Annotated in this window: 23 protein-coding genes; 10 read left to right on the plus strand and 13 right to left on the minus strand. The window is 31.0% G+C overall.

The genetic code is table 11. From position 1 onward, the window contains the following. Positions 1 to 16: 16 nt before the first annotated feature. From ACRC28_RS18670 to ACRC28_RS18715, 10 genes are all read left to right on the plus strand, one after another. Positions 17 to 703: an antA/AntB antirepressor family protein gene (locus ACRC28_RS18670; protein WP_438544961.1), complete on the plus strand. Its 687-nt coding sequence runs from the start codon at positions 17 to 19 to the stop codon at positions 701 to 703. Positions 704 to 763: 60 nt separating this feature from the next. Then, on the plus strand, positions 764 to 1324 hold the full coding sequence (locus tag ACRC28_RS18675) for a RusA family crossover junction endodeoxyribonuclease (protein ID WP_438544962.1): 561 nt from the start codon (positions 764 to 766) through the stop codon (positions 1322 to 1324). A 1-nt stretch (position 1325) separates the two neighbouring features. Beyond that, on the plus strand, positions 1326 to 2165 hold the full coding sequence (locus tag ACRC28_RS18680; RefSeq protein WP_438544963.1) for a tetrahydrofolate dehydrogenase/cyclohydrolase catalytic domain-containing protein: 840 nt from the start codon (positions 1326 to 1328) through the stop codon (positions 2163 to 2165). 99 nt (positions 2166 to 2264) lie between these two features. After that, complete coding sequence (locus ACRC28_RS18685; protein WP_438544964.1) at positions 2265 to 2822, plus strand: hypothetical protein; 558 nt, start codon at positions 2265 to 2267, stop codon at positions 2820 to 2822. Next, the gene (locus tag ACRC28_RS18690; RefSeq protein WP_438544965.1) at positions 2819 to 3277 is read left to right on the plus strand and encodes a hypothetical protein; all 459 of its coding nucleotides are present in this window, start codon (positions 2819 to 2821) and stop codon (positions 3275 to 3277) included. The genes ACRC28_RS18685 and ACRC28_RS18690 overlap by 4 nt, the downstream gene beginning before the upstream one ends. Continuing rightward, entirely contained in the window at positions 3277 to 3732 is a 456-nt protein-coding gene (locus tag ACRC28_RS18695) for a hypothetical protein (protein WP_438544966.1), read from the plus strand. The genes ACRC28_RS18690 and ACRC28_RS18695 overlap by 1 nt, the downstream gene beginning before the upstream one ends. Next, positions 3732 to 4187, plus strand: a complete 456-nt coding sequence (locus ACRC28_RS18700; protein ID WP_438544967.1) for a dUTP diphosphatase — start codon at positions 3732 to 3734, stop codon at positions 4185 to 4187. Before ACRC28_RS18695 ends, ACRC28_RS18700 begins: the two co-directional genes overlap by 1 nt. A gap of 1 nt (position 4188) precedes the next feature. Further along, positions 4189 to 4362, plus strand: coding sequence for a hypothetical protein (locus ACRC28_RS18705; protein WP_438544968.1), 174 nt, complete (start codon positions 4189 to 4191; stop codon positions 4360 to 4362). Between the two features lie 80 nt (positions 4363 to 4442). After that, the gene (locus tag ACRC28_RS18710) at positions 4443 to 5081 is read left to right on the plus strand and encodes a sigma factor (protein WP_438544969.1); all 639 of its coding nucleotides are present in this window, start codon (positions 4443 to 4445) and stop codon (positions 5079 to 5081) included. A gap of 63 nt (positions 5082 to 5144) precedes the next feature. Beyond that, positions 5145 to 5879 (plus strand): Rha family transcriptional regulator, encoded by a 735-nt coding sequence (locus ACRC28_RS18715; protein WP_438544970.1) that lies wholly within the window; start codon positions 5145 to 5147, stop codon positions 5877 to 5879. Positions 5880 to 5911: 32 nt separating this feature from the next. Here the strand turns inward: ACRC28_RS18715 and ACRC28_RS18720 are convergent, their stop codons facing one another. From ACRC28_RS18720 to ACRC28_RS18780, 13 genes are all read right to left on the minus strand, one after another. After that, positions 5912 to 6889 (minus strand): tyrosine-type recombinase/integrase, encoded by a 978-nt coding sequence (locus ACRC28_RS18720; protein ID WP_438544971.1) that lies wholly within the window; start codon positions 6887 to 6889, stop codon positions 5912 to 5914. Positions 6890 to 6913: 24 nt separating this feature from the next. Next, the gene (locus tag ACRC28_RS18725) at positions 6914 to 7252 is read right to left on the minus strand and encodes a hypothetical protein (RefSeq protein WP_438544972.1); all 339 of its coding nucleotides are present in this window, start codon (positions 7250 to 7252) and stop codon (positions 6914 to 6916) included. A gap of 71 nt (positions 7253 to 7323) precedes the next feature. After that, the gene (locus ACRC28_RS18730; protein WP_438544973.1) at positions 7324 to 8946 is read right to left on the minus strand and encodes a hypothetical protein; all 1623 of its coding nucleotides are present in this window, start codon (positions 8944 to 8946) and stop codon (positions 7324 to 7326) included. A gap of 44 nt (positions 8947 to 8990) precedes the next feature. Next, positions 8991 to 10466 carry a hypothetical protein gene (locus tag ACRC28_RS18735; protein ID WP_438544974.1) on the minus strand — a complete coding sequence of 492 codons (1476 nt, stop codon included), beginning with the start codon at positions 10464 to 10466 and terminating at the stop codon, positions 8991 to 8993. After that, positions 10466 to 10744 (minus strand): hypothetical protein, encoded by a 279-nt coding sequence (locus ACRC28_RS18740; protein WP_438544975.1) that lies wholly within the window; start codon positions 10742 to 10744, stop codon positions 10466 to 10468. The genes ACRC28_RS18735 and ACRC28_RS18740 overlap by 1 nt, the downstream gene beginning before the upstream one ends. 84 nt (positions 10745 to 10828) lie before the next feature. Continuing rightward, positions 10829 to 12163: a hypothetical protein gene (locus tag ACRC28_RS18745; protein WP_438544976.1), complete on the minus strand. Its 1335-nt coding sequence runs from the start codon at positions 12161 to 12163 to the stop codon at positions 10829 to 10831. Between the two features lie 14 nt (positions 12164 to 12177). Beyond that, complete coding sequence (locus ACRC28_RS18750) at positions 12178 to 12390, minus strand: hypothetical protein (RefSeq protein WP_438544977.1); 213 nt, start codon at positions 12388 to 12390, stop codon at positions 12178 to 12180. Continuing rightward, a complete protein-coding gene (locus ACRC28_RS18755; protein ID WP_438544978.1) occupies positions 12377 to 17767 on the minus strand; it encodes a phage tail spike protein in 5391 nt (1796 codons plus the stop codon). The genes ACRC28_RS18750 and ACRC28_RS18755 overlap by 14 nt, the downstream gene beginning before the upstream one ends. Positions 17768 to 17786: 19 nt before the next feature. Beyond that, complete coding sequence (locus ACRC28_RS18760; protein WP_438544979.1) at positions 17787 to 19274, minus strand: distal tail protein Dit; 1488 nt, start codon at positions 19272 to 19274, stop codon at positions 17787 to 17789. 2 nt (positions 19275 to 19276) lie between these two features. Next, positions 19277 to 22018, minus strand: a complete 2742-nt coding sequence (locus tag ACRC28_RS18765; protein ID WP_438545020.1) for a phage tail tape measure protein — start codon at positions 22016 to 22018, stop codon at positions 19277 to 19279. An 866-nt stretch (positions 22019 to 22884) separates the two neighbouring features. Further along, the gene (locus ACRC28_RS18770; RefSeq protein WP_438544980.1) at positions 22885 to 23586 is read right to left on the minus strand and encodes an HNH endonuclease; all 702 of its coding nucleotides are present in this window, start codon (positions 23584 to 23586) and stop codon (positions 22885 to 22887) included. A gap of 109 nt (positions 23587 to 23695) precedes the next feature. After that, positions 23696 to 23944: a hypothetical protein gene (locus ACRC28_RS18775; protein ID WP_438544981.1), complete on the minus strand. Its 249-nt coding sequence runs from the start codon at positions 23942 to 23944 to the stop codon at positions 23696 to 23698. Between the two features lie 68 nt (positions 23945 to 24012). Next, positions 24013 to 24249, minus strand: coding sequence for a hypothetical protein (locus tag ACRC28_RS18780; RefSeq protein WP_438544982.1), 237 nt, complete (start codon positions 24247 to 24249; stop codon positions 24013 to 24015). Positions 24250 to 24286: the final 37 nt, after the last annotated feature.

Raw genomic sequence — 24286 nt, forward strand, 5'->3', positions numbered from 1 at the left:
AAGAGAGGTTGATGTAATGAAACAAGGGATAATTAACGAGCTAGTTAAAGTAGAAAGTGGTAAATGTAGTGCTAGGGAACTAGTTAAAGCATTGGAATTTAAAACAACAAAAAGTTTTGAAGCTATATTTGAAAAGTATGTTAAAGAAGAGAACAAATTTAGATTCAAAAAGAATAAGGATTTTGCAATTATCCCAGTTAGGATAGTTGTAAATAACGGTGGTTATAAAGAAGTTAATGACTATCAAATAACTATTGATATGGCTAAACATATTTGTATGGTTACTGGAACAGATAAAGCATTTGAAATAAGAGAGTATTTTATCCAATGTGAAAAATTCATACAAGAGTCTCAACTTACAGAAGAGTTTTTGCATTATAGAAAAACTGGAAAAGTGATTAGAAGAGATATGACTTATGCAATACAAACTTGTGTTAAACCTTCTAACAAATTTGCTTATAGTAATTTTACTAATATAGTATATAAAGTAGTATTTGGAATGAATACTAAGCAATTAAAAGAGTCAAGAGGTTTAAATAAGAAAGATAATGTTAGAGACCACTTAACATCAGAAGAAGTTAAAGCAGTGTTAAAAATGGAGGATATAGTAAGGTCTATGCTAGTAACATTTGAGGCTATGGGGATTGAAGAAAAAGAAATGTATCATAAAGTTAAAGAATTAATTGAAAATAAATACAAATAATTTGTTGAAGAGGTGGACAAACTACCTCTTTTTTTCTATAATGTAATAGAGGTGATAAATATGGAGTTAAGATTTACAGTTCCAATTCCTCCAAGTGTAAATAGTTACTTAGATTGGAGAAGTGTGAGAGTTGGAAGAAAAGTGATACCAAGGTCGTTTCCTAGTAATGAAACAAAGCAGTTCCAAGTAGAAGCTACAGATATAATTGTACAAGCTATGAATGAGCAACAATGGATAAAAACTGAAAAGAATGAATGGTGTGTGGCAGAACTAATATATTACTTCCAAAGAAAGGGTTGTGATACACATAACCATACTAAGGTGTTGTTTGATGTAATGACCAAATGTGAAGTGTATGCAGATGACCAGTGGCTAATAGCTAATGAACAAAATAGTTTTATAGACAAAGATAATCCTAGAATAGAAGTAGTTGTTAAAAAAATAGAAAAGATGGGTATGTTTGATAATGAAGAAGCATATAATAAATTCTATAAAGAACAATGTAGTGAGTGTAAACTAAATAAGAAAACTTGTAAATATATGAAAGAGTTCTTAGATAATAGAGTGCATAATATCAGAGATGATAAATGTATAAATTTTGTTAAGTATAAAGGAGAGTAATATGAAAATAGATTGTAGACCAATAATAGAAGAGTGGAAAAAAGAGTTAAAAGAAAGAGTGGAGCATTTAAATACTTTAGAAATATATCCAAGATTAGTTATATATCAGTTTGGCAATGAAGGACCAAGCAACCTATATGTAGGGAATAAAGTTAAATTAGGTCAAGAACTAGGAATAGAAGTATTTGTAGAGAAGAGTGAAAAACATACTACAAGTATAACAGAGAGTTTAGAAGAGTTAACTGTACCAGTTATTATTCAGAAACCTACACCAGGAGTTGACTTTGAACAATTATTAAATCATTTAGACCCAACACTTGATGTAGATGGATTAACTTCGCAACAACAAGGTTGGTTGCAACAAGGCGATATTAGAGCATTTACTCCAGCAACAGCTAAAGGAGTGCTTAGAATAATAGATGAGTGTTTTTGTGAAGAAACTTTGGAAGGGTATAATGTATTAATAGTAAATAGAAGTGAGTTAATAGGTATGCCTTTATTCCATAAACTACTAAAGAAAAATGCTACTGTCACTATTGCTCATTCAAAAACAAACAAAAATGAGTTAAAAAGATTGATGAAAAATGCTGACATAATAATAACTGGCTGTGGGCAAAGAAAAATATTTAATAGTGATGATTTATCAATGTGTCAATTAATAATAGATTGCTCTATGCACAAAGTTGATGGGATAAATGGTGTTGGAGATTTTGATTTAGAAGATGTAGTTGAAAATTGTTGGTCAAATGAAATAGTAGGTGGTTATGGTTCAACTGGTCCTTTAACAGTGTTAGGTTTAATGGAATCAGTATTAGATTATTATGAATTATATGAAGTTTAAAAATTAGTGGATTTATTTCCACTTTTTTTATTTAAAGTATTGACATATCTTATAATATTATATATAATATATTTATAGTCATTAAGGAGGTAGTTGATTATGAATGGAGAAACAATTTTAAAACTAGTAGAAGAGGACAAGCTTAAACTTATGGGAGATGGGAGTACAAGAAAAGTATACAAATTAAATGATAAATATGTAGCTAAAATTGATAGATATGACTCTGACCATAATCAATTAGAGTATAATATATATACCCAACTTAAGGACAAGCTTCCATTAACAAAAGTATATAAATATTGTTCAGTAACAAAAGTTGAAATTTGTGAGAGAGTAGAAGAGTTTGGTAGAATTGCACTCAAGTTTATAGTGGAAAATAACTTGATTGTAAAACTAAACAAATTCTTAGAACTTTATGGGGAAGAGAGTATTGAGGATTTAGATTTACAAATAATATCTGGATTCGATGAATTAGAAAAGCACTTCAAGATAAAAGAATATATAAGAAAATTTGATAAATATGAGAGTGAACTTGATTTAGAAGAGGCACTAGTAGGATTTAATACTGGAGTAAGAGATGGAGAACTGGTTTGTTTAGATTATTCAAGAGCAGTTCATGGAAGTAAATTAGAAAAGAAATTAAGAGGTGTGATATGAAAATAAGAGAGGTATTAAGTAGTTTATACGAAGGACAAGAATTTATTGGTAAGATAAATGGAAAAGAAGTATTATTTACAGTAGTTAAAAGAGGGTATAATGTATGTGGAGAAGTAAAGAAGATAAATCACATACCAATTAACAGAAACTTATTGGAGCAAAATTTTGATTTAGTAGATGTTTTAGATGGGGAATATGAGTTAGCAGCTAATTGCAAAACAATAGACAACATAGATTGGAGTAAAGTACCTAGAGATGTAAAGGTTAATGTAAAAAATAATAAGTATGATACTTGGGAAAGAGCATATTTTATTAGTTATAGTGAAGATATAGAATGTAAATTTATGGCTACACAAGCTGATAAATGGTGTAATAACTATGGAGCATTAGATAAGATATACAAATATTGTAGAATAGATGAGTCAGTAAAAATTAAAGATGGGTGGTATAAATAATGAAGAAAAGTGATTTAAAGAGTGGAATGATAGTAGAATTGAGAGATGGTACTAATATGGTTTTAATAGGAGATAGATTTATTGGCGAAGCTAGTTATTTAAGTATATCTAATATGCAGGATAACCTTACTTGTGGAACAACTGGGGTATTTAAAAGTTGTGATATAATGAAAGTTTACAATAGTGAAATATGTTATTTTCATAGTGTTAATACTCATAAGAAGAGTTTATTATGGGAAAGAGAAAAAGAAATTGATTGGTCTAAAGTTCCTATAGGTACAAAAGTTGAAGTTAGGGATAGATATACACAAGAGTGGAAAGAATGTAGTTTTTTAATTTGGACAGGAGATGTATGTAGTGATGTATATTGCTTTTTAACTTATTCAGAAAGTAGTACAGATTTTTGGCAACAATGTAGAATAGCAGGAGAAATTAAAGAGGAGTGGTGTAAGTAATGAGAGGGTTTGGAATAGTAAGAGAAGAGTGTAGAAAGAATAATGGGTATCCAATAGTGTTACCACAAAGAGGTACAGAAAGAAGTGCTGGTTATGATATTAGAATACCAGTAGAAGTTACTCTACAACCTGGAGAGAAGAGATTAGTGTTTACAGATATTAATGCTTATATGCAAGATGATGAAGTACTAGAGTTACACGTTAGAAGCTCAATAGGAGTTAAAAAAGGTATAGTTCTATGTAATATGACTGGTATAATCGATGCAGATTATATTATGGGAGATAATAATGGTAATATAGGATTTCCTCTTTGGAATACAAGTGATAAAGTAGTAACACTAGAAGCACAAGAAAGAGTATGTCAAGGGATATTTAAAAAGTATCTTATAACAGATGATGATAATCCAATTAAATCAGAAAGAAAGGGTGGATTTGGTTCCACAGGAGAGGTATAATATGAAAGTAGAATTAAGCAAAAAAGAATTAGAAATTTTAAGTAATTTATTAGTTGATATGGATGAATTAACTTTAACATCACTAGGATATAAAGGAACAAGGTTAATGGTAGTTGAAGATGTATTAGATAAATTGTATAAATCAATCGTAATAGAAAGAACGAAAAAAAAATAAAATAAATGTAGACAAGCCTATTGAAATATGATATTATAATATTGTAAAGTAAATAGGTAATTTTTTTGGAGGTAGAAGAGATGAGAAAAGAGATAATGGTAGGAAAAAACAAACAAGGAACACTAAGCGTAAAAGGAGAAGGTAACAAGATAGTAAGTAGTTTAATGAACTTAGAAGAGGTATATGAGCTATATAGGGATTATATAAAGGTTATAGCAAAAAACTATTCAATGAACACTGGAATAGATGAAGAGGATTTAACACAAGAGTTTTATATAATGTTAATTAAAGCATTTGAAAGTTATGATATAAAAAAGAAAACACTGTTCACTACACATTTAATTTGGAATATAAAAGGGTGTAAGACTCAGCTAGTTAGATATTCGTTTGCTTCAAAGAGAAAAGTGGATGGTAAAATGACTACAAGTTTAGATTGTCCAACAGAAGATGGCAAGAGTCCATTAAAAGACTATATAAAAGATAATAATGTAAATATTGAAGATGATTATATAGAAAATGAATTAATGGGTTTTTGCAATGATTATGCAAAGAACGAAAGAGAAATGGATATGATAAAATACTTAATGGGTTCTAAAGGATATAGCACTACACTAGAATTGAGTAAACGTTGGGGTTGTACTAGACAGAATGTATCTAATAGAGTTATAGATTTTAAAAGAAAATTAGCTAAAAGATATAAGAAAAATTACTTAGTATAGTTTACAAATATTGTAATAAGTATTATAATATAATTATAAAATAAAAAAGGAATGGTGAAGTATATGACAAATTTAACAACAAAAACAGAAACAATTAATTCAAGAGAAATAGCTGAGATGATGAGTGAAAGACATGATAGTGTAATAAGAAAAATTGAAACAATATCTGATAATTTAGGAAAACACAATTTTGTGTTATCAGAATACTTTATAGAAACTACTTATAAAGCAGGGACAAGAGAGTATAAATGTTATGAAATAACTAGAAAAGGTTGTGAGATGATAGCTCATAAAACTACTGGGGAGAAAGGAATAATATTTACAGCTAAGTATATTGAAAAGTTTCATTCAATGGAACAACAAATAAGTGGACAAGCTAAGATACAAACTAAAGAGATAACTGTTGAAGAAGAACTGAGATTAAACAATATGATGTGGGATATTTTAAAGGTTAATGATAATTCAAAATTGTTATTAGGTAAAAAGTTCTTTGAAACAAAACAATTACCTACAACTGCACTTCCAACTTATACAGATTCAAAAGGAACTTTGTTAAGTGGAACAGAATTGTTAAAAAGAAATAATATAGAAATGAGTATAAGAGCACTAAACAAGTTACTACTAGAAAAGGGTATTATAGTTGAGAAAACTAGAAACTCAAATAAAGGAGAAAAGAAATTTAAGAGTTTGGTAGGAATAGAATATGGTGAAAATCAAGTAAGCCCACATAATCCTAAACAAACCCAAATATTATTCTATGAAGATAAGTTTATGGAATTAATCAATAGTATAGTTTAATATGTATTAGAGAGGGATAAACCCTCTCTTTTTTATATGCTAAATAAAGCACTTTCTAATTCTTCATCTTGATTTTTGATATATCCCTGAGTTGTCTCAACTGACTCATGGTGAAGTAATAATCTTATCTCATTTAAGTCAAGCTTATCTCTTCCAAGTTCTTCTAAGCAATAATGAGTACCATCAAACAAACATTGTGCTGTCGTGTGTCTGAGCGAATGTACGTTGAATAACTTTATATCTTCTCCAGTTATTTCAGATAATACTTTTCTACAATAAACTATCCAAGAGTAGAAGTTCCCACTATCTATTTCCTCTCTTTCGTTTTTGCTGCTTGTTTTACTATAGAATAAAGGACCATCAACTACTCCTTCTTCTCTGATGTATTTTTCATATATTTCCTTCGATTTTGAGAAATATCTAAGTTTGAACTTCTTTGCTCTCTTACCAATTACCATATTAGTTTGGTTATCGCCTTCAAAAGATGTTCTATCAACTTGTGCAAGTTCATTTTTCCTTGCTCCAGAGTCATAAGCTAGAGAAACTAACATAGCGTGTTTATATTTTTTTCTCTTGATTAGCTCATCTATTAACATAGTTATTTCCTTATCTGTTAAGAATATAATCTCTCTTACTGACTCTTTAGGAACACCTTTAATAAATTGCATAGGGTTATTTTCATATTCATCATAATCGTCATCATTCTGACAAGCATAATTTAATAGCCCTCTAATTGAAGACTGTTGTCTATTTATTCTAGCACCAGAAGCTCCATTTTCCATTAAATCTAAAAAGTATCTTCTAAATATTTTCTTTTTGTAATCTAATACATTTTTATTTTTGGCATTAGTTTCTAACCAACAATACATTCTCTTAATATCGAAAACATATTGACTTATAGTCTTTTCACTTCTTCTTTGTGACCTCATTTCTAATATATAATCTTCTAGTAATTCCTTACTCTCTTCATTTACTCTATCGTATATCTCATCTGTGTAAATATTGTACATAACCATATTCCTCCATAAATCAATTTATTTTTTTACTACTTTACTTCCCTTGTTTATCTTTCCCTCAATGCTCTCAACTCTCTTATCAATGTTTGAAAGTGTTGACTCAAATTTATTCATAGTTCCTTGGAAATTCTTTAGAGTGACATCAAAGCTTTCTAATCTCTTGTCCATCTTAGCTTCTCTACGTATCATGTCCTCTCTATCTCTTTCCTCTTTAGCTAGTCTATCCACTCTCTCTTGAGCTTCTCTTTCTAGCCTTTCAGTCCTCATTTGGTTGGTACTGCTCCATATAAACCACCCTAAAAAAGTTATAATTGCAATAGGTAATCCTAAAGTCTCAATGATTTTAATAAAGTCCATTTAAATCTACTCCTCTAATATAATAAGTAGCAACCCACGCCCATTTATCTTTCGTTTATGAAATAGTTATTTTATTTTTTAGCAAAAACACCTATTGCTTTAGTTATTGTTTCATTTCCTGCTCTTATAGCTTCATTCGTTTCTCTAAGAGATTTATTAGTAAACATTAAATCCTCTAACACTGCTTTTTGATTAACTGGAAAATCTGCACTTATCTCGCCACAAATTGTATCTTCTTGAGTTACATGAGTCATATCTTTATAAGTGTTAAGTGAAGTTGATTTTAGTTTGTATGTTTTAGGTTCTCTTTTTAAATAAATAGTCAATGGATTTTTTCTTAAATAATCATTTAATCCATTTGAATCATCTGAAATTAACTTTGTTCGGTCTATTTGTATAATTAATAAGCCACCAGTTCCACCAATATTTGAAGTTATACACTCTACATCTCTTCTATCTGTATATGCCATTCTATCATATGGAAGTTTATCACAAATAAAATCATCATCACCAATTCCTGTTTTATAAAAAGTTGAACATTTTTCAAATTGTCTGCCTCCGATATACCAACCACCTTGCTCTCCATTAAATATTCTTTTTTCAATATTCTCTATATAAACTCCAGTGTTACCGTTATAAACATTTTGTATTTTTTCCAATCCTCTATGTGGAACTGGTAATAAAATTTCCTTTTTATCTTCTACATAAGGTTCATAACTTGAAGCTATTGTTCCTTCTTCAAACATTATATAATAAGTCCCATCAAAAAACTGCTCCATTTTTTGAGAGTCTGTATAGTTTCTATTTCTTAAAGCTATATAGACTCTTCCATTTTTGTCAGATGTTACTGTAACTGGTCTATCACTCCATACTCCATTACTACCAGAGCTTGGTCCGTTGAAAAATATCAATGATGTTGTTGGTGGTTTTGGAGCGTTTGTAGAACAAGTGTATTTAGTATTAGGCTTGACATTGAAATAACAGCACCTTGCTTCGCCTAACCACTCTGCACTTGTGTAATCGCTTAATATTTTGTTAAATAGGTTCTTTCCACTAGATAAAATATCAATTTTATTATTAGTTTCACCACTAGATTTAATACCTTCAAAGTAAGATGGTGGATTGTTTATATGGTCGCCTTCTATTACCATTATATCTTCAAACGAGCACCTACTTCCAGCATCATAATCAGTTGGTGGATAATAAAAACGAATCTTACCATTTTTAGTTGGTTTGATAGTTACTTTACATTCATTCAAGCTTCCAACTCTTGTGTACTCTCCTTCACCACCACCGTCATAAACAATATATATGCTAACGGGTACACTTCCAGTAGTTTTTAGTTTAGAGATAACGGTATAAGTTTTACCAGCTTGAACTAAATATAAAGTAGATAATTCAGCTATTCTACTTTTATCTAAATTGGCACTCTTTATAGTAGCTATATTCTGCAATGTTCTACCTTTAATAACTAAATTCTTAGTAGCACCTTCTCCAGTATTCTTAACTGATACTTGTCCAATTCCTTTGTTATTGACAAAAGCATATTTATTATCATTAACACATAAATCTTCAAAATCATTATCTAATCTATATTTTAAATTATCGAAATCTCTACCAAGTATTCCTTTTCTTGATTCAATAACTTCATTCTCTAAACTAGTTAAAATCCCTTTTTTATTAATTGGTATCATTCTTTTTCCTCCTTTAAATAGAAAGAGGGATTGCTCCCTCAATCTTATTCTATTATGCTATTTAACTCTTCTATAATCTCAACTAAATCTGAATTGTCACCGTCTGGTATGATAGTAGGTTCTATCATCATTTTTAGAGTAGAAGCTAATCTAACTTGTTTATCTTTTAAGTTAGTGTATTCATTTCTTAAACTATCATTTTCTTTACTGATACTATCAATAGTTTTTGGAACATTAACAACTGCTTTACAACTCATTTCACTTTTAATGTTATTTTCTTGAGTTATATAAGTTTTATCTTTGTAAGTGTTAAGACATACTTTCTCTATATTGTGTATTATAGGAGTTTCTAATTGATAAACTATCTTTAACGGATTTCCTTCATCATTCCATTTTTTCAACAGTTTTTTTAATCCTGTTACATCATGTGTTTCTAAATTACTTTTTAGAATTGAAAGGTATAAATATCCCTTATTTATGTGAAAACTCTCTGTATTTGCGAAGTCTTTTGAATTCCACAAAAGTTTATTGCTTATCGCCTTTACAGTTCTCCCACTTGGAGATATAGCCCCACCACTAGAATGAAATGATATAGTATCTGCATTTGTTACGTATAAGCTAAATCCTTCTGTGCCATCTATAATCTTTTGTCCACTATTCTCCTCATATTTACCAGTTTCACCTTCATAAATATTCCATTCTCTATGGGGGCAAGGTAATTGAACTTCAACTTTATGCTCTTGATATGGTTCATATTTTGAAGCTTTTGTGTCCTCAATTAATCTCCATTTGGCTGGGAGTACATCAGTCACACATCTAAAATTAAAAAACTTTAAATTTGGTTCGAATTTTACTCTTGCAATTCCATTCGTAAAGTTAGTTATTTTAGCACTGTACGGGGTAAGTACCTTGTCGGAATTATAGCATCCCATATTAGTATTTGATGAAAACTCTACATTAACCATTAATTCATATGTTTTTGTGTAATCAAATCCATTGGGCAATTCTATATATCTATCAACGCAACGTATTTCATTAGGTGCGACAACGGGAGTTGCATTTTGAATACCCCATGCTCCACTCTCCATATCTCCTTGTGCAATAATATTCATATTACAACTTTTAATAATTACTTTATTGTTTTCTTGCTCTGCACTAGACGTAATTGGAACGAAATGTTCATTGTTTAAAATACTAATTTTATTTTCCTCTCCAACAGATACTAAAGTCACTCCTTCTTGCCACTCAGATACTTCTACCCCATCTTTAAACATTGCAGTTCTACCTTTAATAACTAAATCTTTAGTTCCACCTTCTGCACTATTTGGTATGTCTATTGTCCCCTTACCACTAAAAGTAAGATACTCATATTTATTATCTTGGATAGCTAAATCTTCAAAGTCTTTAGTTAATCTCTCATTTAAACTTTTATTTGGATAACCAAACAATCCAGTTCTTGCATCAATAACTTCATTTTCTAAGTTAGTTAAAATTCCTTTACGTCCTTGAGGTATACCCATTACTTAGCACCTCCGAACAATGTATCAATTAATAAGTCTAATTTAGCTTCTATTGCTGCTAAATCACCAGGACCTATCTCTGCTCTCTTCATTATAAGTTCAACTAGATTTATTACTCTCCCATCAGTATCTCTTACTATACCAGATTGTGGAGCATAACAATAATCATCTAATTCTTGTGGACTAACTTCCACTCTTTTACCTAACCATAATTGGTCAATTTTATAATATTTTCCATTTACATCTTGCATTACATTTGTACTTGGTTGCATATTCATATTTTTTCATCCTAATATATCCTATTTTATCATCTTTTGTATTTCTTTTAATATATCCTATTCTGACATATTTAGTACATTAAGTTAATTACCGATTGCATAATACCTCAACCTAACCTTGTTTTGTTTAGTATCAGTTGTATTAATCTTTTGAACCCAAACACTTACTGTATTAGCATTAAACGAATTTAAACCTAAAACAAATATACAAGTACTGCTACCCGACCAATCTGGAGTTACTTCTACATTTAAAGTAGTTTTCTCGAAGGCTCTTGGAAAAGGAAATGAAACTGCTTGTATACCATACGTAGAAGGATTGATAGTTAGCTCTACCACTCCCCATTTAGCTATTATATTGTTTGTTAATTCGCACTCACCAGCAGAAGAACTAGCGACAACACCACCAACCCATACTGATTCAAAAGCTTTATTAGGAGAACCTAAACTTACATAATCATTATACGAAGGTGAAAGACTACTGTAATCAAAAGTAAATCCATCATTTTCTGTACTACCTATTATTACTCCTCCATTGTAAGTTTGATTAGACTTAATAAACCAATAGTTGGTATCTTCAACTGTCTTTAAATTGATACCAGTTTGTTTATTAGCGAACGTTAAACTATTGCTCATATCTACTGTACCTTGTTTATTAACAGAGCTAGATTTCAAGTTATTTATATCATCTGTATTAACAGAATTATCCCTTTTTAAAACTGATATATCATTAGTATTTGTTTGAACTCTAGTATCTAAATTATTAACAGTTGGAACTAGAACATTTAACTGACTTGTGTGGCTATCAATCTCTGGTGAAATAGCATCAAACGTAGCTTGTAAGTTATTCATTCTAGTAGTTAAACTAGCCAAATCACTTGAACCAATAGCATTTTTAATAGCTAACCATTCATTATCAATATCACTAAATGTTTGAACCTTTTTAGCGTTTACTTCTTTTATAGCTTTATCGAACTCAACTAAGAACTGTACTATTATCTTATCAAAATCTGGTATATAATCTCCTGCATCTGGTGATAAATCACTAGAAGCTAATTCTATAACATCAATATAAAATGAAGCAGTGGTAACTATTTCACTTACTGTACCATTTACTTTAGATATAGTGATGTCACACCTATTCCTCCCTGGAACACTTGTCACACCACTAGCTAAATCAATCATAACTAGATTCTTATCATATGTTATATTTTCTGTTTGAATAGCTTTTGAGCCATCTGGTCTTGTTATGCCTAGTCTAATCAAATAAGAACCAACTCCATTAATAGGAGGTATGATAAAAGGAACTCCGTTTTCAAAGAGTTCCATAGTTATTATCATAGCTGTTCCTTGTTTAATTTGACATATAGCACTTTCATTTTCATTATCTACATTTATATTAGTAAATACTTGTCTTTTCATGCTACGCCTCTCCTTTATATTACTGTTTCAATATATGCCATTAATTCATCAATGTTGTTGCATACACCAGTGTTAGATTTATTTTGTTTAACTAGAGTTTTTCTAATTCTAACATTGTCTTTAACTAGATTGTTATTAGCATCATATTCATTAAACATAACACTCACCACGTGTTGGTCATCAATCTTTTTAATACTTATACCTGTTACTACTTTATAATTTTCCATAAAAAATTTCCTCCTCGTCTTGTTGAACTTCATTATCCCAAGCTTCAAGCTCGTTATGAGTTCTTTCTTTTTCTACTCTTTCAATATCTTCTGAATTTATATCATCTAAATTTTGGTCGATAACTTCGTCACTCTTCTCAAATTTAGTATAATATCTTCTAGCATTTTCTCCATATTTCTTGCATTTAACTTCCCAAGTAAATTCTGTTCCTACTGGACCTTCAACTACAAATCCATCTTCATTCTTTTCAATAGTATAAACTCTATTTGGTCCTAATACATCATAAGTTATATGATATACATTCTTTGTATCTGCATGACCTAGGAAATCAAAATCAAAATCAATATAAGCTTTTCCATCTTCTTGTATTGTAGCACTACCAATATCGCTAATTGTTTGAGTAGTTCCAGTTTGATACAAAGCACCAACTTTTTCTCCTCTATTATCAAATTCAGTAGCAGATTTAATTGTCTCCCAAGTTGCAGCTCTACAAGTTCCATAAGCATCGGCATTACCAGTACCATTATTTATTACTACTTTACTACTATTCCATTGATTTAATCTCAGCCAACTTTGATATGGTCCACTAAGAGAGTTTAATTTAACTAATAAACTATTTATTTCAAGGTTTCTTCCCATGTCATATTCGTTTATTTTAGTAGTTCTTAAATCACCAGATTTAACATCAAAAGCATTAGCATAGGAAAAGTTTACAGTGTTACCTCTCCTAGTTTCTATTGAAGGGATATATTGATTTTGATTAACTGCATCCTCATATCCTAAGATAGTAGCAGTACCAAATTTTCCTGCTAAGAAAGCTAAGTGTTTTTCACTAGCTAATAATCCACTTGTAATCTCTCCAATAGGTTGTTGTGTAGTTCTTGAATAATCGTAAACAATAATATTAGTATCACCAAAAGCTAGTGAAGGATTACCATTGCCATTATAAGTAAATAAACTACCTTGTGCTAAATCTACTCTTGACTTGTTCCCTGTATGAGAAACTGAAAACTTGTCTTTTGTTATAGTTGTAGAAGTACCTTTGATTGAGCCACCAGCTCCTAATTGTTCTGAAACTGCATTAGTTATAGCAGTAGGTGTTATTTTGTTTTCTGCATTTTGTATCCTTTCAGTATTTTTTACAACCTTACCATCAACTGTAACCATTTCTTTTTCAACGTGTTCTACTTTAGAAGTAATACCATTTAGTTTAATATCTATTCCAGACACTTTTTCGTTAGTCTTTTTAATTTCAACATTAGTATGACTTACTGCTTGGTCTTTTGCATCACCTATACTCGTATTAATTTCTATTTTAGTATCTTCAAGTTGCTTCTGAGTTACACCTAACTTAATTTCATTTTTCAGAATATCAATGCTAGATTTATTTTCAGTAACTTTTTTATTAACTATTGTTACTTCTGTATCAACATAATTCTTGCTCTCATCTAATACTGATTGACTTCTAACTTCTGCAATCTTATTAGTAGCTTTATTCATACTCTCTCTTAAACCAACTAAACTAATCTTATACTCTGAAAATGCAAGAGCAAGTTGATTATTTGGTTTTTCAATAACTTCAACTGTACAAGTAGCAGTTTTATTATTGTGTGTTCTAGCAGTTATTGTAGTTGTTCCTATACTCTTAGCAGTAACTAAACCTTTACTATCAACAGTAGCAACAGAGCTATGTGAAGAACTAAAAGTTACAGTTGTATCAGTTGCATTACTAGGAGATACAGTAGCAGTTAATTTAAAAGTATTGTCTATATGACAAGTTTTGCTACTAGGCATTACAGTTATGCTAGAAACTGGTATTGTAGGAGTTGATTCATCTTCAACATTTACAGTACAAGAACTTGTATAACCACCGTCAGCAGTTCTTACAGTAATTGAACAAGTACCTTTAGATAAAGTAGTAACTTCACCTTGAGATACAGTAGCTACGTTTCTATTAGAGCTTGACCAAGTTACACTAGTGTTAGTAGCATTTGAAGGCTTTACTCTATGTGTTAATCTAAAAGTATCTCCAACTATACAGTTTTTGCTTGTTTCAGTTAACTCTACTCCTGTTACTGGTATTGTAGTATCTATTTCATCTACTCTAACCGAACATTGTGCTACTTTACCATTATTAGATGTAGCTTTTATAGTTACCGTTCCTGCTTTTCTAGCAGTTACTCTTCCACTACTACTTACAGTAGCTATATTGGTATTTGTACTTGACCAAGTTATAGTTTTGTTTGTAGCATTAGAAGGATTTACAGTAGCCGTTATATCAAAATAATCTCCAACATAACAAGATTTACTACTAGGATTAACAGTAACACTTGAAACTGGAATATCTGTTGCTCCATCTTTGATAATTACAGTGAAATCATTGGATTGTATCCAGTTAGTATTAGCATCATAAGTACCAATATAACAGTTATAAGTTCCTTCTGCTTGTGGACCGAAAGTTAAAGTATTAGAAGTACCAGAGTCACTATAAATAGCACTGTTACCTATACCATACAAATACCCATAATCTACTTGAACCCCAGTAAATTTTATAACTATTTTGTCTTTAGAAGTAAAGTTATAAGTAGTTGGACTTACAACGAAGTTAGATTTACTACCTTGTGTAACAGTTGGTCCTATCACTTCATTTATCTTACTCATTAAGTTAGAGTGTTTCTTTACAAAGTTAGATTTGCTTTCTACTAATTCAGTATATTCTGGAGTATTCTTTAACTCAAGTGTGCTTAATATAGCATCAGTTTGAGCCACTACATCAGCTTTTTCTTTATCTAAATTAGTTAGTTGTTGTTTTAAAACTTCTTTCTCTTGGTCATCTATGATTCCGTCTTTATATGCACCTTCAAGATAAGTTCCTAAATCTGCAACCGAATTTAAAACTTGACCAACTTCTCTATTTGTATAAGCTATAGTTTCTTCTTTAGCTTTAGTTATGTTATTGTTTAATTTAGCTACTGTTTCTTCTAGCTTATTTTCTGTAACTGCTAAAGCTATCTTATCTTTTAACATTTCGATACTAGCTTTATTCTGAGTTATAACAGTATTTACTATGTCTATTTGTCCATTAGTATGTTTATTAGCTTCTTCAATAGCTTGTTGTTTCTTTTTATTCTCAATAGACTTTGTAGCCTCTGCTACTCTTTGAGTTAATAGAGAATTAGCTTTATCATATTCTGTATTCATTCTATCAATTTCATTTACTTCTTCTGTTGTAGCTTTACTATCTGCAATTACTTGCATTATATAATTAGTTAATTCTGCATAAGTAGAATCATATAAGACTTTACTACTTGCTAAATTAGTCTTAGCTTCTCCAACTAAAGAGGTATCACTGTATAAAACTTCATATTGTTTATCTGCTTCTAATTTCTCTTTCTTACATCTTTTTAAGTTCTCTTTGATAGCTTTTGCTTCTGCTTCACTTATAACACCATCTTTAAAAGCTCCATTCATAGTATCATTAAGATTACCTATCTCAGTTGTTACATCATTTATTTCACTATCAGTAGCAGTCTTTAACTTATCTGCATATGCCTTAGCTTCTTTTAAAGCTTTATCAGTTGAAGATATTATATTATTACTTACTTGAGTAATAGTTTCTTTATTAGCTCCAACTTCTGCTTTTATACCATCATTATCCATTTTTAATTCTGCATACTTAGTTTCTAATTCTGTAACTGTACTTTGTATCTCTAAACCAGAAGGACTCCAAGGAATGTAAAAAGGTGCTTTACTTAACATCCAGTGTAAAGTTTCAAACTCATCTTCACTATCACATTCAAATCCACAAGTCATCATAGTTTCAAAAGCTTCTGTAGTAAAAGTTACTAGCATATATTTACCAACAGATAACTTAGTTTCTCCATAGTAATAAGTCTTATTTCCACCATCACTATCTAATTGAGCAATATAAGGCTTAATTCTTCCATGTTTAGATTTAACAAAACAAGAGAATGTATATTTACTACCTACATCTACATTAATAGGGGTCATATATTCAAACTTTATTCTATCCCCTAAACCTGCTAATACTCTCATAGTAGGTTGTTTTAAGATACTGTTGTGTGCTTTATCTACTTCGTCTTTTACTACTTCACCAAAGCTAACAAACTCTGAGTTTAAATATCTGTATGAAATCTTAGTTATTTCTCTTACATTTTCAGTAAAAGAAGTGAAAGGTAATAAGTTTTTCTCAGAACCATCTTCTAAGTTTTCTATCATACCATTTACCATACCTCTTATAGAAGTATCTGAAATATTTAATCCGACATAGTTACCAAAAGTTACATTAGTCTCAATAGGATTGCACTCAGAAGTTTCATAATGTCTAATCTTAGCTTCTAAATATAAAGGAGGATTAAGAGTCTCATCTTTAACACTTACTACATCACCAACTTGTAATTCATAAGGGTTTTGTGAATGGCTCTCTAAAAATTGAACACCAACATTATACATATATTTTGGGTGGTCATTTGCTCTTAATACACCTAAAGCACTATCAAATAATTCTGTTGGAGACTTTGAAGTAGAGTCTTCTAATACTCCCCATAAATGTTGTCCATCCTCAGAATATTTGCTTAATGCTCTCCTACTTATTATAAATGTAGTTCCTTTTTTATAAGAATAACCATCTTCTGTCTCCATACTTGGAAGAGAAGCAAAGTCAAATATTGTATTATCTTCACCAGTTCCAGTAGCTTTAATAGCAGTTATAACTTCACTAGAGTCAACTGTTCTAGTAATTTGAGTAAGGTCTTTTCCGTCAACAAATATCTTACCTTTATTAGTTCCAATATTAGAAAGAATATCTATATTGTACCCCACTAAATCATCACTTACTGTTTTTCTAAATTGCATCTCATATCCGATTGAATGACATAATTCTATTAAAGCAGATAGTCTTGTGCTATCCTTCTTTATTTCAAAAAATGGAACTGTTCCCTCATAGTTAGAGTATCCAAAAACAAATTCTGAATCAAGTAAAATGTATTCCATAATACTACCAATCTTAGCAAATTTAAATTCAGTCTCATCTAACTTATCCTTCAATAAAAGAGTGTTTTCATAACGTGAACATTGTATAGTTTTTGTGTAAGCGTTTGAATCATTGTTCTCTTCTGTTATCAGTATCTTATATAAATTATAGTTATGCCCTATAGTTGGATATAATATAAATCTACCATTCTCAATATCTATAGTTCTATTATCATAACCATTAAATACCATACTAACATCATCTGTAAAGTTATCTAAGTCAGTCACTCTTCTATCTTCAAGAACAGATATACCATTATCTATACCATTATCAAATACAGACATAATAACCTTATCATAATCTAGTAAAAATATTGGTCTCATTTTTTTCCTCCTTTATAGTTTAATAATATCTTTCAACAAATTTTAATTCTATGTCTTTTATACTTTCACTTGGTTCAATACTAAATGTATTAATTCCAGGTTCTAAATTAGTAAATGTACTTGCTAATCTTAAGTTAGCCAACCAATAAGCATTGGATTTAAATATCTCTCCTTTGCTATAATCTATTTCTATTTTATCTCCTGCTTTTGCTATTATTGTAGGCTTCTCTTTATCACTAGTAGGTGGAGCATCAAAGCTCTCTAACTCAAAGTGACTTACAAACATATAGTTAACTGGTTTCTTCTCAAATCTTTGGAAACCAAATTGTACCCATTTAGGTAAGTTGTTAGAGAATTGTTTTTCACTATCAAAATAACTTACATCTATTACAGTTCTAGTTGAACCATTAATATTGGTAGAGAAACTTACATTCCATCTATCATCTCTTCTACTAACCTTTACTGTACCAAAAACCTTTGAAAGGGATTTATCAAATTTATATCCAGTTGATAACCACTTAGTCTCAACTCCTTGTTTAACTAAAGCAGCTTCTAATCCTATCATATTATCTCCAGAGTTATCAAAAAGTCTAAATAAGAATAAATCTGTATTATCTTGGTCTTTTAAAACCACAACATTTTTACCATATCCAGTTTTTTCTTCATCACTAGCTCTAGTAAAATTCATATTAGCTCTAAACTCAAAATTCTTAGGAGATTTAGTAATTTGTTTTTGCATAGCTGGTCCATACCATTTCTTGTTTTCAGTTTCATCAACTAATCCACCACTAGGTTCAAAAGACTCATTACCATCTATTTGAATAGCTTGGTCAGTAACAACTCCCCCATATATAGAAGAAGATTTAGTCCAACCATTTAAACTCCTACAAGCATCATAAAACACTAATGGGTCATAAGTTGTATGGTCTTCATCAACAGTCAATGACCTTCCAAACTCAACAAAACTATCATTTAAATTAACTGAGAAGTTAGTTAAATCATGGTTCAATGTAAAGCTAATTCTTGGTGGTGTTGGAGCAGAACCTTTGTTCATTATGTTTGCATAAACTAGTTCATCTAAATTAGGATAAGTTATTGTTGTTTCTTGTGCATTATAGCTAAAAGGACTTGGACAAGCAAACGTTAAAGTAGCTTCACCTTTTGTAAGCAACTCAGTAAAAGTTGTATCACCTTCTAACCTAGCATAGTAAACTCTATTTAAATTATCACCTAATATTAACCTTTTTGGTTCTTTATGAAATAGCCATTTTGCTAATTCTTCTAGTTTTTGTGGTAGTGTATTTGTTTCTTCACTTAATACAAAAACATTAACATTAATATATCTAATACCAAGATTAGGAGCGTTGACATCAATCGCTCCATGTCTCCCAGGTATTTGGATATAATTATTGGTGATTCCAGATAACATTGAGTGTTCAATCGAAGCAACTTTTAGATAGTCTGGATTCTTTACACCATTGAAAATTATACCTTGAAACTGTGCCATAATTACCTCCTAAATTCTCTTACTACACCTCTTGCTCTATCTTGATTCTTTTCTAAATCAAATAATTGCCTAGAGATTTTTTCAATATCTGATTCTTTTCTTATATTCATATTTTGTACTATAATTGGTCTACTTACACTTGAACTAGTTTGTCTATTAGACTCACTCATTCTACTCATTCTTGAACTAGAACTACTAGAAAGTTGATTAGTAGAAAGTTGTTGTCCCATATCAATACTACGTTGTGTATTAGGGTTTAGGTTTGGTTGAGTAATGCTTCTTCCTCCACCAACAAATCTTGAACTACTTCTACCATTAGGACCAGTACCCCCATTTAAACTAGCACTACTACTAGTATAAACTCTGTTTTCTCTAATTTGATACTCAAGTTTTTTTGCTGGGAATGTAGCAGTTGCCCATTTTCTTACTGCTGCATCTACACTATTTCTAATCTCACCAGTAACTAAATCTACTTCGTGACCTAAATCTGGATAAGCTTCCATCAACTTATCTATAACACCTTTCTTCTGCTCTTCTGCTTCTGCAATAGTTTTCTTTCTTACTTCTTCTGCATTTTTTATCATTTTATCTGCAAAATCTTTTTCTTTAGGACCAGCTATTTTTCTAAAGTTTTCAGCTGCTTTTATTGATTCATCATATTGCTCGTTTGCTTTTTTAACTACATCTGTTTTTAATGTTTCTGCTCTCTGTAATAAATCTACTGCACCTTTTTTATCAATAGTATCTTTGCTATCTACTATACGTTGCATTATTACTTTTTGCTCTGCCTCTGATTCAGTTAATAGTTTTGAAGCCATATTGTTTATTTGAATCTGTATCTGTTCAAGCTCTTTTCTTTCGGCATTAGTGATATTTACTTTATCACCTTTTTGAACTTTAAGGATTTCCATTATTCTATCACTATGAGCTTGTAAACTTTTTTGTGTGTTTTCTTCGTGAACTTTAGTAGCTGCTAAAGCTTTAGTATACTCTTCTGTTGTTAAACCTAATCTTTTTGCACCTTGTTCAACCATAAAAGTTGTTAGTCCCTCAGTATCTTTTTTAACTTCTTCCATTATTAATCTATTGTTAGAAGCTAAAACTCCTCCCACACCTTCAATTTGCTCTTTAGTCATATTACCACCATTGACCATTGCTAAGTTAAATGTGGTAGAAAGTTCTTGCATATGAGCAAAATGTTTTGTCATTAAACCTTGTGTGTGTTCAGAAATAGAAACCATTGTTTCACCAGTACCGTTAGCAGTTTTTACTGAATGTTCTGCGAATAAATCAAGTTGTGGGATAGCTTCTGTGTTAAGAGCTTTTACTGTTCCAACTACCACTGCCGTAGCTGCCGTAGCTGCAAGTCCCCAACCAGTAAATTTAGCAGCAGTTAAAGCTACCTTACCAGCTAATCCTAATATGCTTCCACCAGTTGCCATCGAAGTTGCTCCAGTAGTAATTAATGAAGAAGTTACTCCACCAGCTGCATTACCTAAAGTTCCTACACTTGCTGCTGTCTTGGCTGCATTACTAGTTAATCTTATAACAGAACCAGTAGCTATATTAGTTCCTTGTGATAATTTTAAACCAGCTGGGAATGTTCTCCCCATATTTGAAGCCATTAAACCAGTTTTCTTAGCAGCGTTCTCTGCCGATTTTGAAATAGCATTGGCTGCCCCTTGTGACATTTTTCCACCAGCTGCCATTTTCTGTGCATCTTTAGCAGTTCTATCTAAGGATTTAGCAAATCTCATTTGCTTACCAGTTGCCTTACTAGTGATAGTCATACTCTTTCCTTTAGCTTTTCCCATATTAGTTACTTCTCTAGTTGTTTGTTTTAGTGAATTAGTAGCTCCTCCACTTACTTTTTTTATTCCAAACATAGATTTAACTAAACCTAGTGCTTGAACTGATGTAGTTTTACAAGCTAAACCTAATTTCATTGCACCAGATACTACTAACATTATAGGTCCTATAACTGCTGCTATACCAGCTATACCTACAATCAAGCTTTTAACCATAGGGTTAGCATTTGTAAAAGCATTAGCTAAGTTACTAATACCATTAGCTATTTTCTCAACTGCTGGAGCTAATATTCTAAATATAGCTTCACCAGCTCCCTCTAAAGCCGATTTCATTAATTGTAATTTGTTTTTTGTTGTATCTTCCATTGTTGCTCTTAGCTTATCTAGTGCACCATCAGAATTTTTAAACTCTTCTGTTAAACCTGGCATTGAACCATCTGCTGCTGCATCTACTAATTGCATAAAAGCGTTTACGTTTCTTGTACCAACTGCCATCTTAATAGCGTTCTGTTGTTGTTCTTGGTTAAGTTTACCCAAACCTTTTTTAGCTTCTTTTAAGACAGTTGTTAGTCCTCTAAATTTACCATTATTATCATAAACTTTTACACCCATCATTCCAAAACCTTTAGCAGCTACACTTGTTTGTGCAGTCATACCAGTTAAAATGGAACTAAGTTTTGTACCTGCTGCCGTACCTTTTAAACCATTGTTGGCAAAGATACCAAGAGCAGCTGCCGATTCTTCTAACGGTATTCCTAAGTTTTTTACCGAAGAACCAACTCTTAGATAAGCGTTCATTAATTGTTCAGCTGATTGGTTAGTACTAGACTGAGCGTTTGCTACTATGTCTAAATAACCCTCTAAATCTTTCACTTCCAACCCTAGGGCAGAAAGCGAGTCAGTTGCTACACTTGTGATTAACTGTAAGCTTTTTATCTTACACTCTGGAGGTTTCCCTCATTTTCATTAGACGGTCATTTCCGTCTCAGTTTGGCGTACTTCATCACCCACAATATAATTGTTAGGGTGTCGAACACTCTTGGGTTTATTTTATTCTACACTTTTTTACAAAGAAAAAAGCATAGGTTCAAAACCTACGCTCTACGGTGATAAATACTTTTTAATTTATTTATTTACCTCGGAATTGGTATATTTTTAATATCAAAAACTTAACGTCTTCCGATTTTGTTCGATTTATTATCATTACATTACTGTAAAGGTGACCCGACAACTTAAGTCACTTGCTGTGGCTAGGTCCATCTGACCTGCTACGGATAAATCTAATACGGGCTTCAATCCTGCTGACATCTCGGCAGTATCCCACCCGGCAAGAGCCATGTCAATTATTTCCATTATTTCTAATGGGTTAGACTATTTCTTAACTCTATTGAGTTCCTAGCACTTCCAATAGCGTATTAATAGCTATCGTACTCCATAATGGATAGTCGTTACACCTTCAATTAAGCTTGGCACGAGATTGCCATATCATCTCTGACTTAGGTTTCCTCGTTAGCACCTTTTACAAGGCACACCCAGTAATAGACTGGTTCACTAGGTTTTACTTGGGCAATAGCTTTACCCAAGAGCATCTGCTGCTTCTGTAGCACTTTTCATACATTCTTAACGTGAGCCTTTTTATACTCACCTCTGGAGGTTTCCCTCATTTTCATCAATGTGTCTATTCACATTCAGTTTGGCATATATTTTCACCTACAACTTTACTTGTTTAGGGTAGGACACTCGTGGGTTTATTATATTCTATGCCTTTACAAAAAGAAAGGCATAGGTTCAAAACCTATGCTCTACAATGCTAATAATTTTTTACTTTTATTAGTTATCTCGGTATTGTCAGTTTTATATTTGTCAAAAAAATTTAATAATTGTTGTTGTGTATTATTAGAATAACCAAATTCTCTATGAAACAATTTGTGACATTCACTACACAAAACTATACCATTTTCTAAATCCAATGCTTTTTCAAAATTGTCTTTATAATTAAAAATATGGTGTGCTACTATGTTTTTTGTACTGCCACAACATTGGCAAGTATGGTTAAATTTTTCATAGACATCCTTTCTCCATCTATACATTCCACTTATTTTTCTCTCTTTAACTCTAATTTCATAACTAATGTTAGGATTAAAATTAGTGTTGTTTATAGATAATCTGTTTTTAGCCATATAATTATAATAACACTCTTTGGTACAGAAATGATTGTCTCTAGCGTTATAGTACGAGTGTGTTTGTTCAAACTCTTTTCCACAATCGTCACAAACAGTAGTGACTCTTTTTCTACGAATAATTCTACAACATTCATCACAATATTTTGTAGTTTTATAATCTATTGTCCTATGTTGTTTGCCACATAGTTTACAAATAATTACTCGCTTCTTCTTCTCTCTTCTGCAATCCTTACAAGTTCCTCTATAACCATCTTTGCAAGAACTCGATTTTTCAAAACATTCAACTTCCTTAACTTGTCCACATTCATTACATTTTTTCATAAAACTCCCCCTAATATTTATTTTAAACTTAATATAACATAAATATTAGAACAAGTCAACATAAATAAGATTCTACCGATTTTGCCCTATTCTCTATAAATATTTCTATTTATACGAGCAAAAGTTCACTCGTTGTTCTTCCCATTTCTCTTGCTAAGTCTTCTAAACCTTGAAGTTCAGCTCCAGTTGCTCCACTAAGTCCAGCTACTTTTGCCATTGATTCTTCAAAGTCCATTCCTACTCTCATAGAAGCCATACCTATACCCATAATAGGCATAGTTAAACCAGCAGTTAGTGATTTACCAACTTTTCCTAAACTATCTCCAAATTGTTGTACTGCTGACTTGGCATTACCCAAACCAGATTTAAGTTGCCTATCATCAGCGTTTACTTTAACTACTAGTGAAATAAGTCATCACTCCTTTCTTATAGTCCAAAAATTAAGTTACGTTCTGCATCGATTGCTCTCTTTAACTCTTCATCATTTTCTATAATTTGTTTAGTGTTATTAAACTCTTCCAATGTACTAACACCATGTTTACTAACTTTCTCTTTTTGTGAGTTGGTTGTAAAGAATGGTTTTAATTTTTTATCCTTACTTCTACCAGTAGCGTATACAACTGCATCTACTATTACATCTCTTTGGATATTAAAATCATTCATATAACTCTCAAAATAGTAGGCATAAAGAATCGAAAAA

Origin of the sequence: Clostridium sp., from assembly GCF_051650885.1 — a bacterium.
Classification (GTDB): domain Bacteria; phylum Bacillota; class Clostridia; order Clostridiales; family Clostridiaceae; genus Clostridium.

Excerpts from the sequence above, each read along its gene's own strand:
- ACRC28_RS18670 (WP_438544961.1), top strand. The coding sequence starts at position 17 with ATGAAACAAGGGATAATTAACGAGCTAGTTAAAGTAGAAAGTGGTAAA.
- ACRC28_RS18675 (WP_438544962.1), top strand. The coding sequence starts at position 764 with ATGGAGTTAAGATTTACAGTTCCAATTCCTCCAAGTGTAAATAGTTAC.
- ACRC28_RS18680 (WP_438544963.1), top strand. The coding sequence starts at position 1,326 with ATGAAAATAGATTGTAGACCAATAATAGAAGAGTGGAAAAAAGAGTTA.
- ACRC28_RS18685 (WP_438544964.1), top strand. The coding sequence starts at position 2,265 with ATGAATGGAGAAACAATTTTAAAACTAGTAGAAGAGGACAAGCTTAAA.
- ACRC28_RS18690 (WP_438544965.1), top strand. The coding sequence starts at position 2,819 with ATGAAAATAAGAGAGGTATTAAGTAGTTTATACGAAGGACAAGAATTT.
- ACRC28_RS18695 (WP_438544966.1), top strand. The coding sequence starts at position 3,277 with ATGAAGAAAAGTGATTTAAAGAGTGGAATGATAGTAGAATTGAGAGAT.
- ACRC28_RS18700 (WP_438544967.1), top strand. The coding sequence starts at position 3,732 with ATGAGAGGGTTTGGAATAGTAAGAGAAGAGTGTAGAAAGAATAATGGG.
- ACRC28_RS18705 (WP_438544968.1), top strand. The coding sequence starts at position 4,189 with ATGAAAGTAGAATTAAGCAAAAAAGAATTAGAAATTTTAAGTAATTTA.
- ACRC28_RS18710 (WP_438544969.1), top strand. The coding sequence starts at position 4,443 with ATGAGAAAAGAGATAATGGTAGGAAAAAACAAACAAGGAACACTAAGC.
- ACRC28_RS18715 (WP_438544970.1), top strand. The coding sequence starts at position 5,145 with ATGACAAATTTAACAACAAAAACAGAAACAATTAATTCAAGAGAAATA.
- ACRC28_RS18720 (WP_438544971.1), bottom strand. The coding sequence starts at position 6,889 with ATGTACAATATTTACACAGATGAGATATACGATAGAGTAAATGAAGAG.
- ACRC28_RS18725 (WP_438544972.1), bottom strand. The coding sequence starts at position 7,252 with ATGGACTTTATTAAAATCATTGAGACTTTAGGATTACCTATTGCAATT.
- ACRC28_RS18730 (WP_438544973.1), bottom strand. The coding sequence starts at position 8,946 with ATGATACCAATTAATAAAAAAGGGATTTTAACTAGTTTAGAGAATGAA.
- ACRC28_RS18735 (WP_438544974.1), bottom strand. The coding sequence starts at position 10,466 with ATGGGTATACCTCAAGGACGTAAAGGAATTTTAACTAACTTAGAAAAT.
- ACRC28_RS18740 (WP_438544975.1), bottom strand. The coding sequence starts at position 10,744 with ATGAATATGCAACCAAGTACAAATGTAATGCAAGATGTAAATGGAAAA.
- ACRC28_RS18745 (WP_438544976.1), bottom strand. The coding sequence starts at position 12,163 with ATGAAAAGACAAGTATTTACTAATATAAATGTAGATAATGAAAATGAA.
- ACRC28_RS18750 (WP_438544977.1), bottom strand. The coding sequence starts at position 12,390 with ATGGAAAATTATAAAGTAGTAACAGGTATAAGTATTAAAAAGATTGAT.
- ACRC28_RS18755 (WP_438544978.1), bottom strand. The coding sequence starts at position 17,767 with ATGAGACCAATATTTTTACTAGATTATGATAAGGTTATTATGTCTGTA.
- ACRC28_RS18760 (WP_438544979.1), bottom strand. The coding sequence starts at position 19,274 with ATGGCACAGTTTCAAGGTATAATTTTCAATGGTGTAAAGAATCCAGAC.
- ACRC28_RS18770 (WP_438544980.1), bottom strand. The coding sequence starts at position 23,586 with ATGAAAAAATGTAATGAATGTGGACAAGTTAAGGAAGTTGAATGTTTT.
- ACRC28_RS18780 (WP_438544982.1), bottom strand. The coding sequence starts at position 24,249 with ATGAATGATTTTAATATCCAAAGAGATGTAATAGTAGATGCAGTTGTA.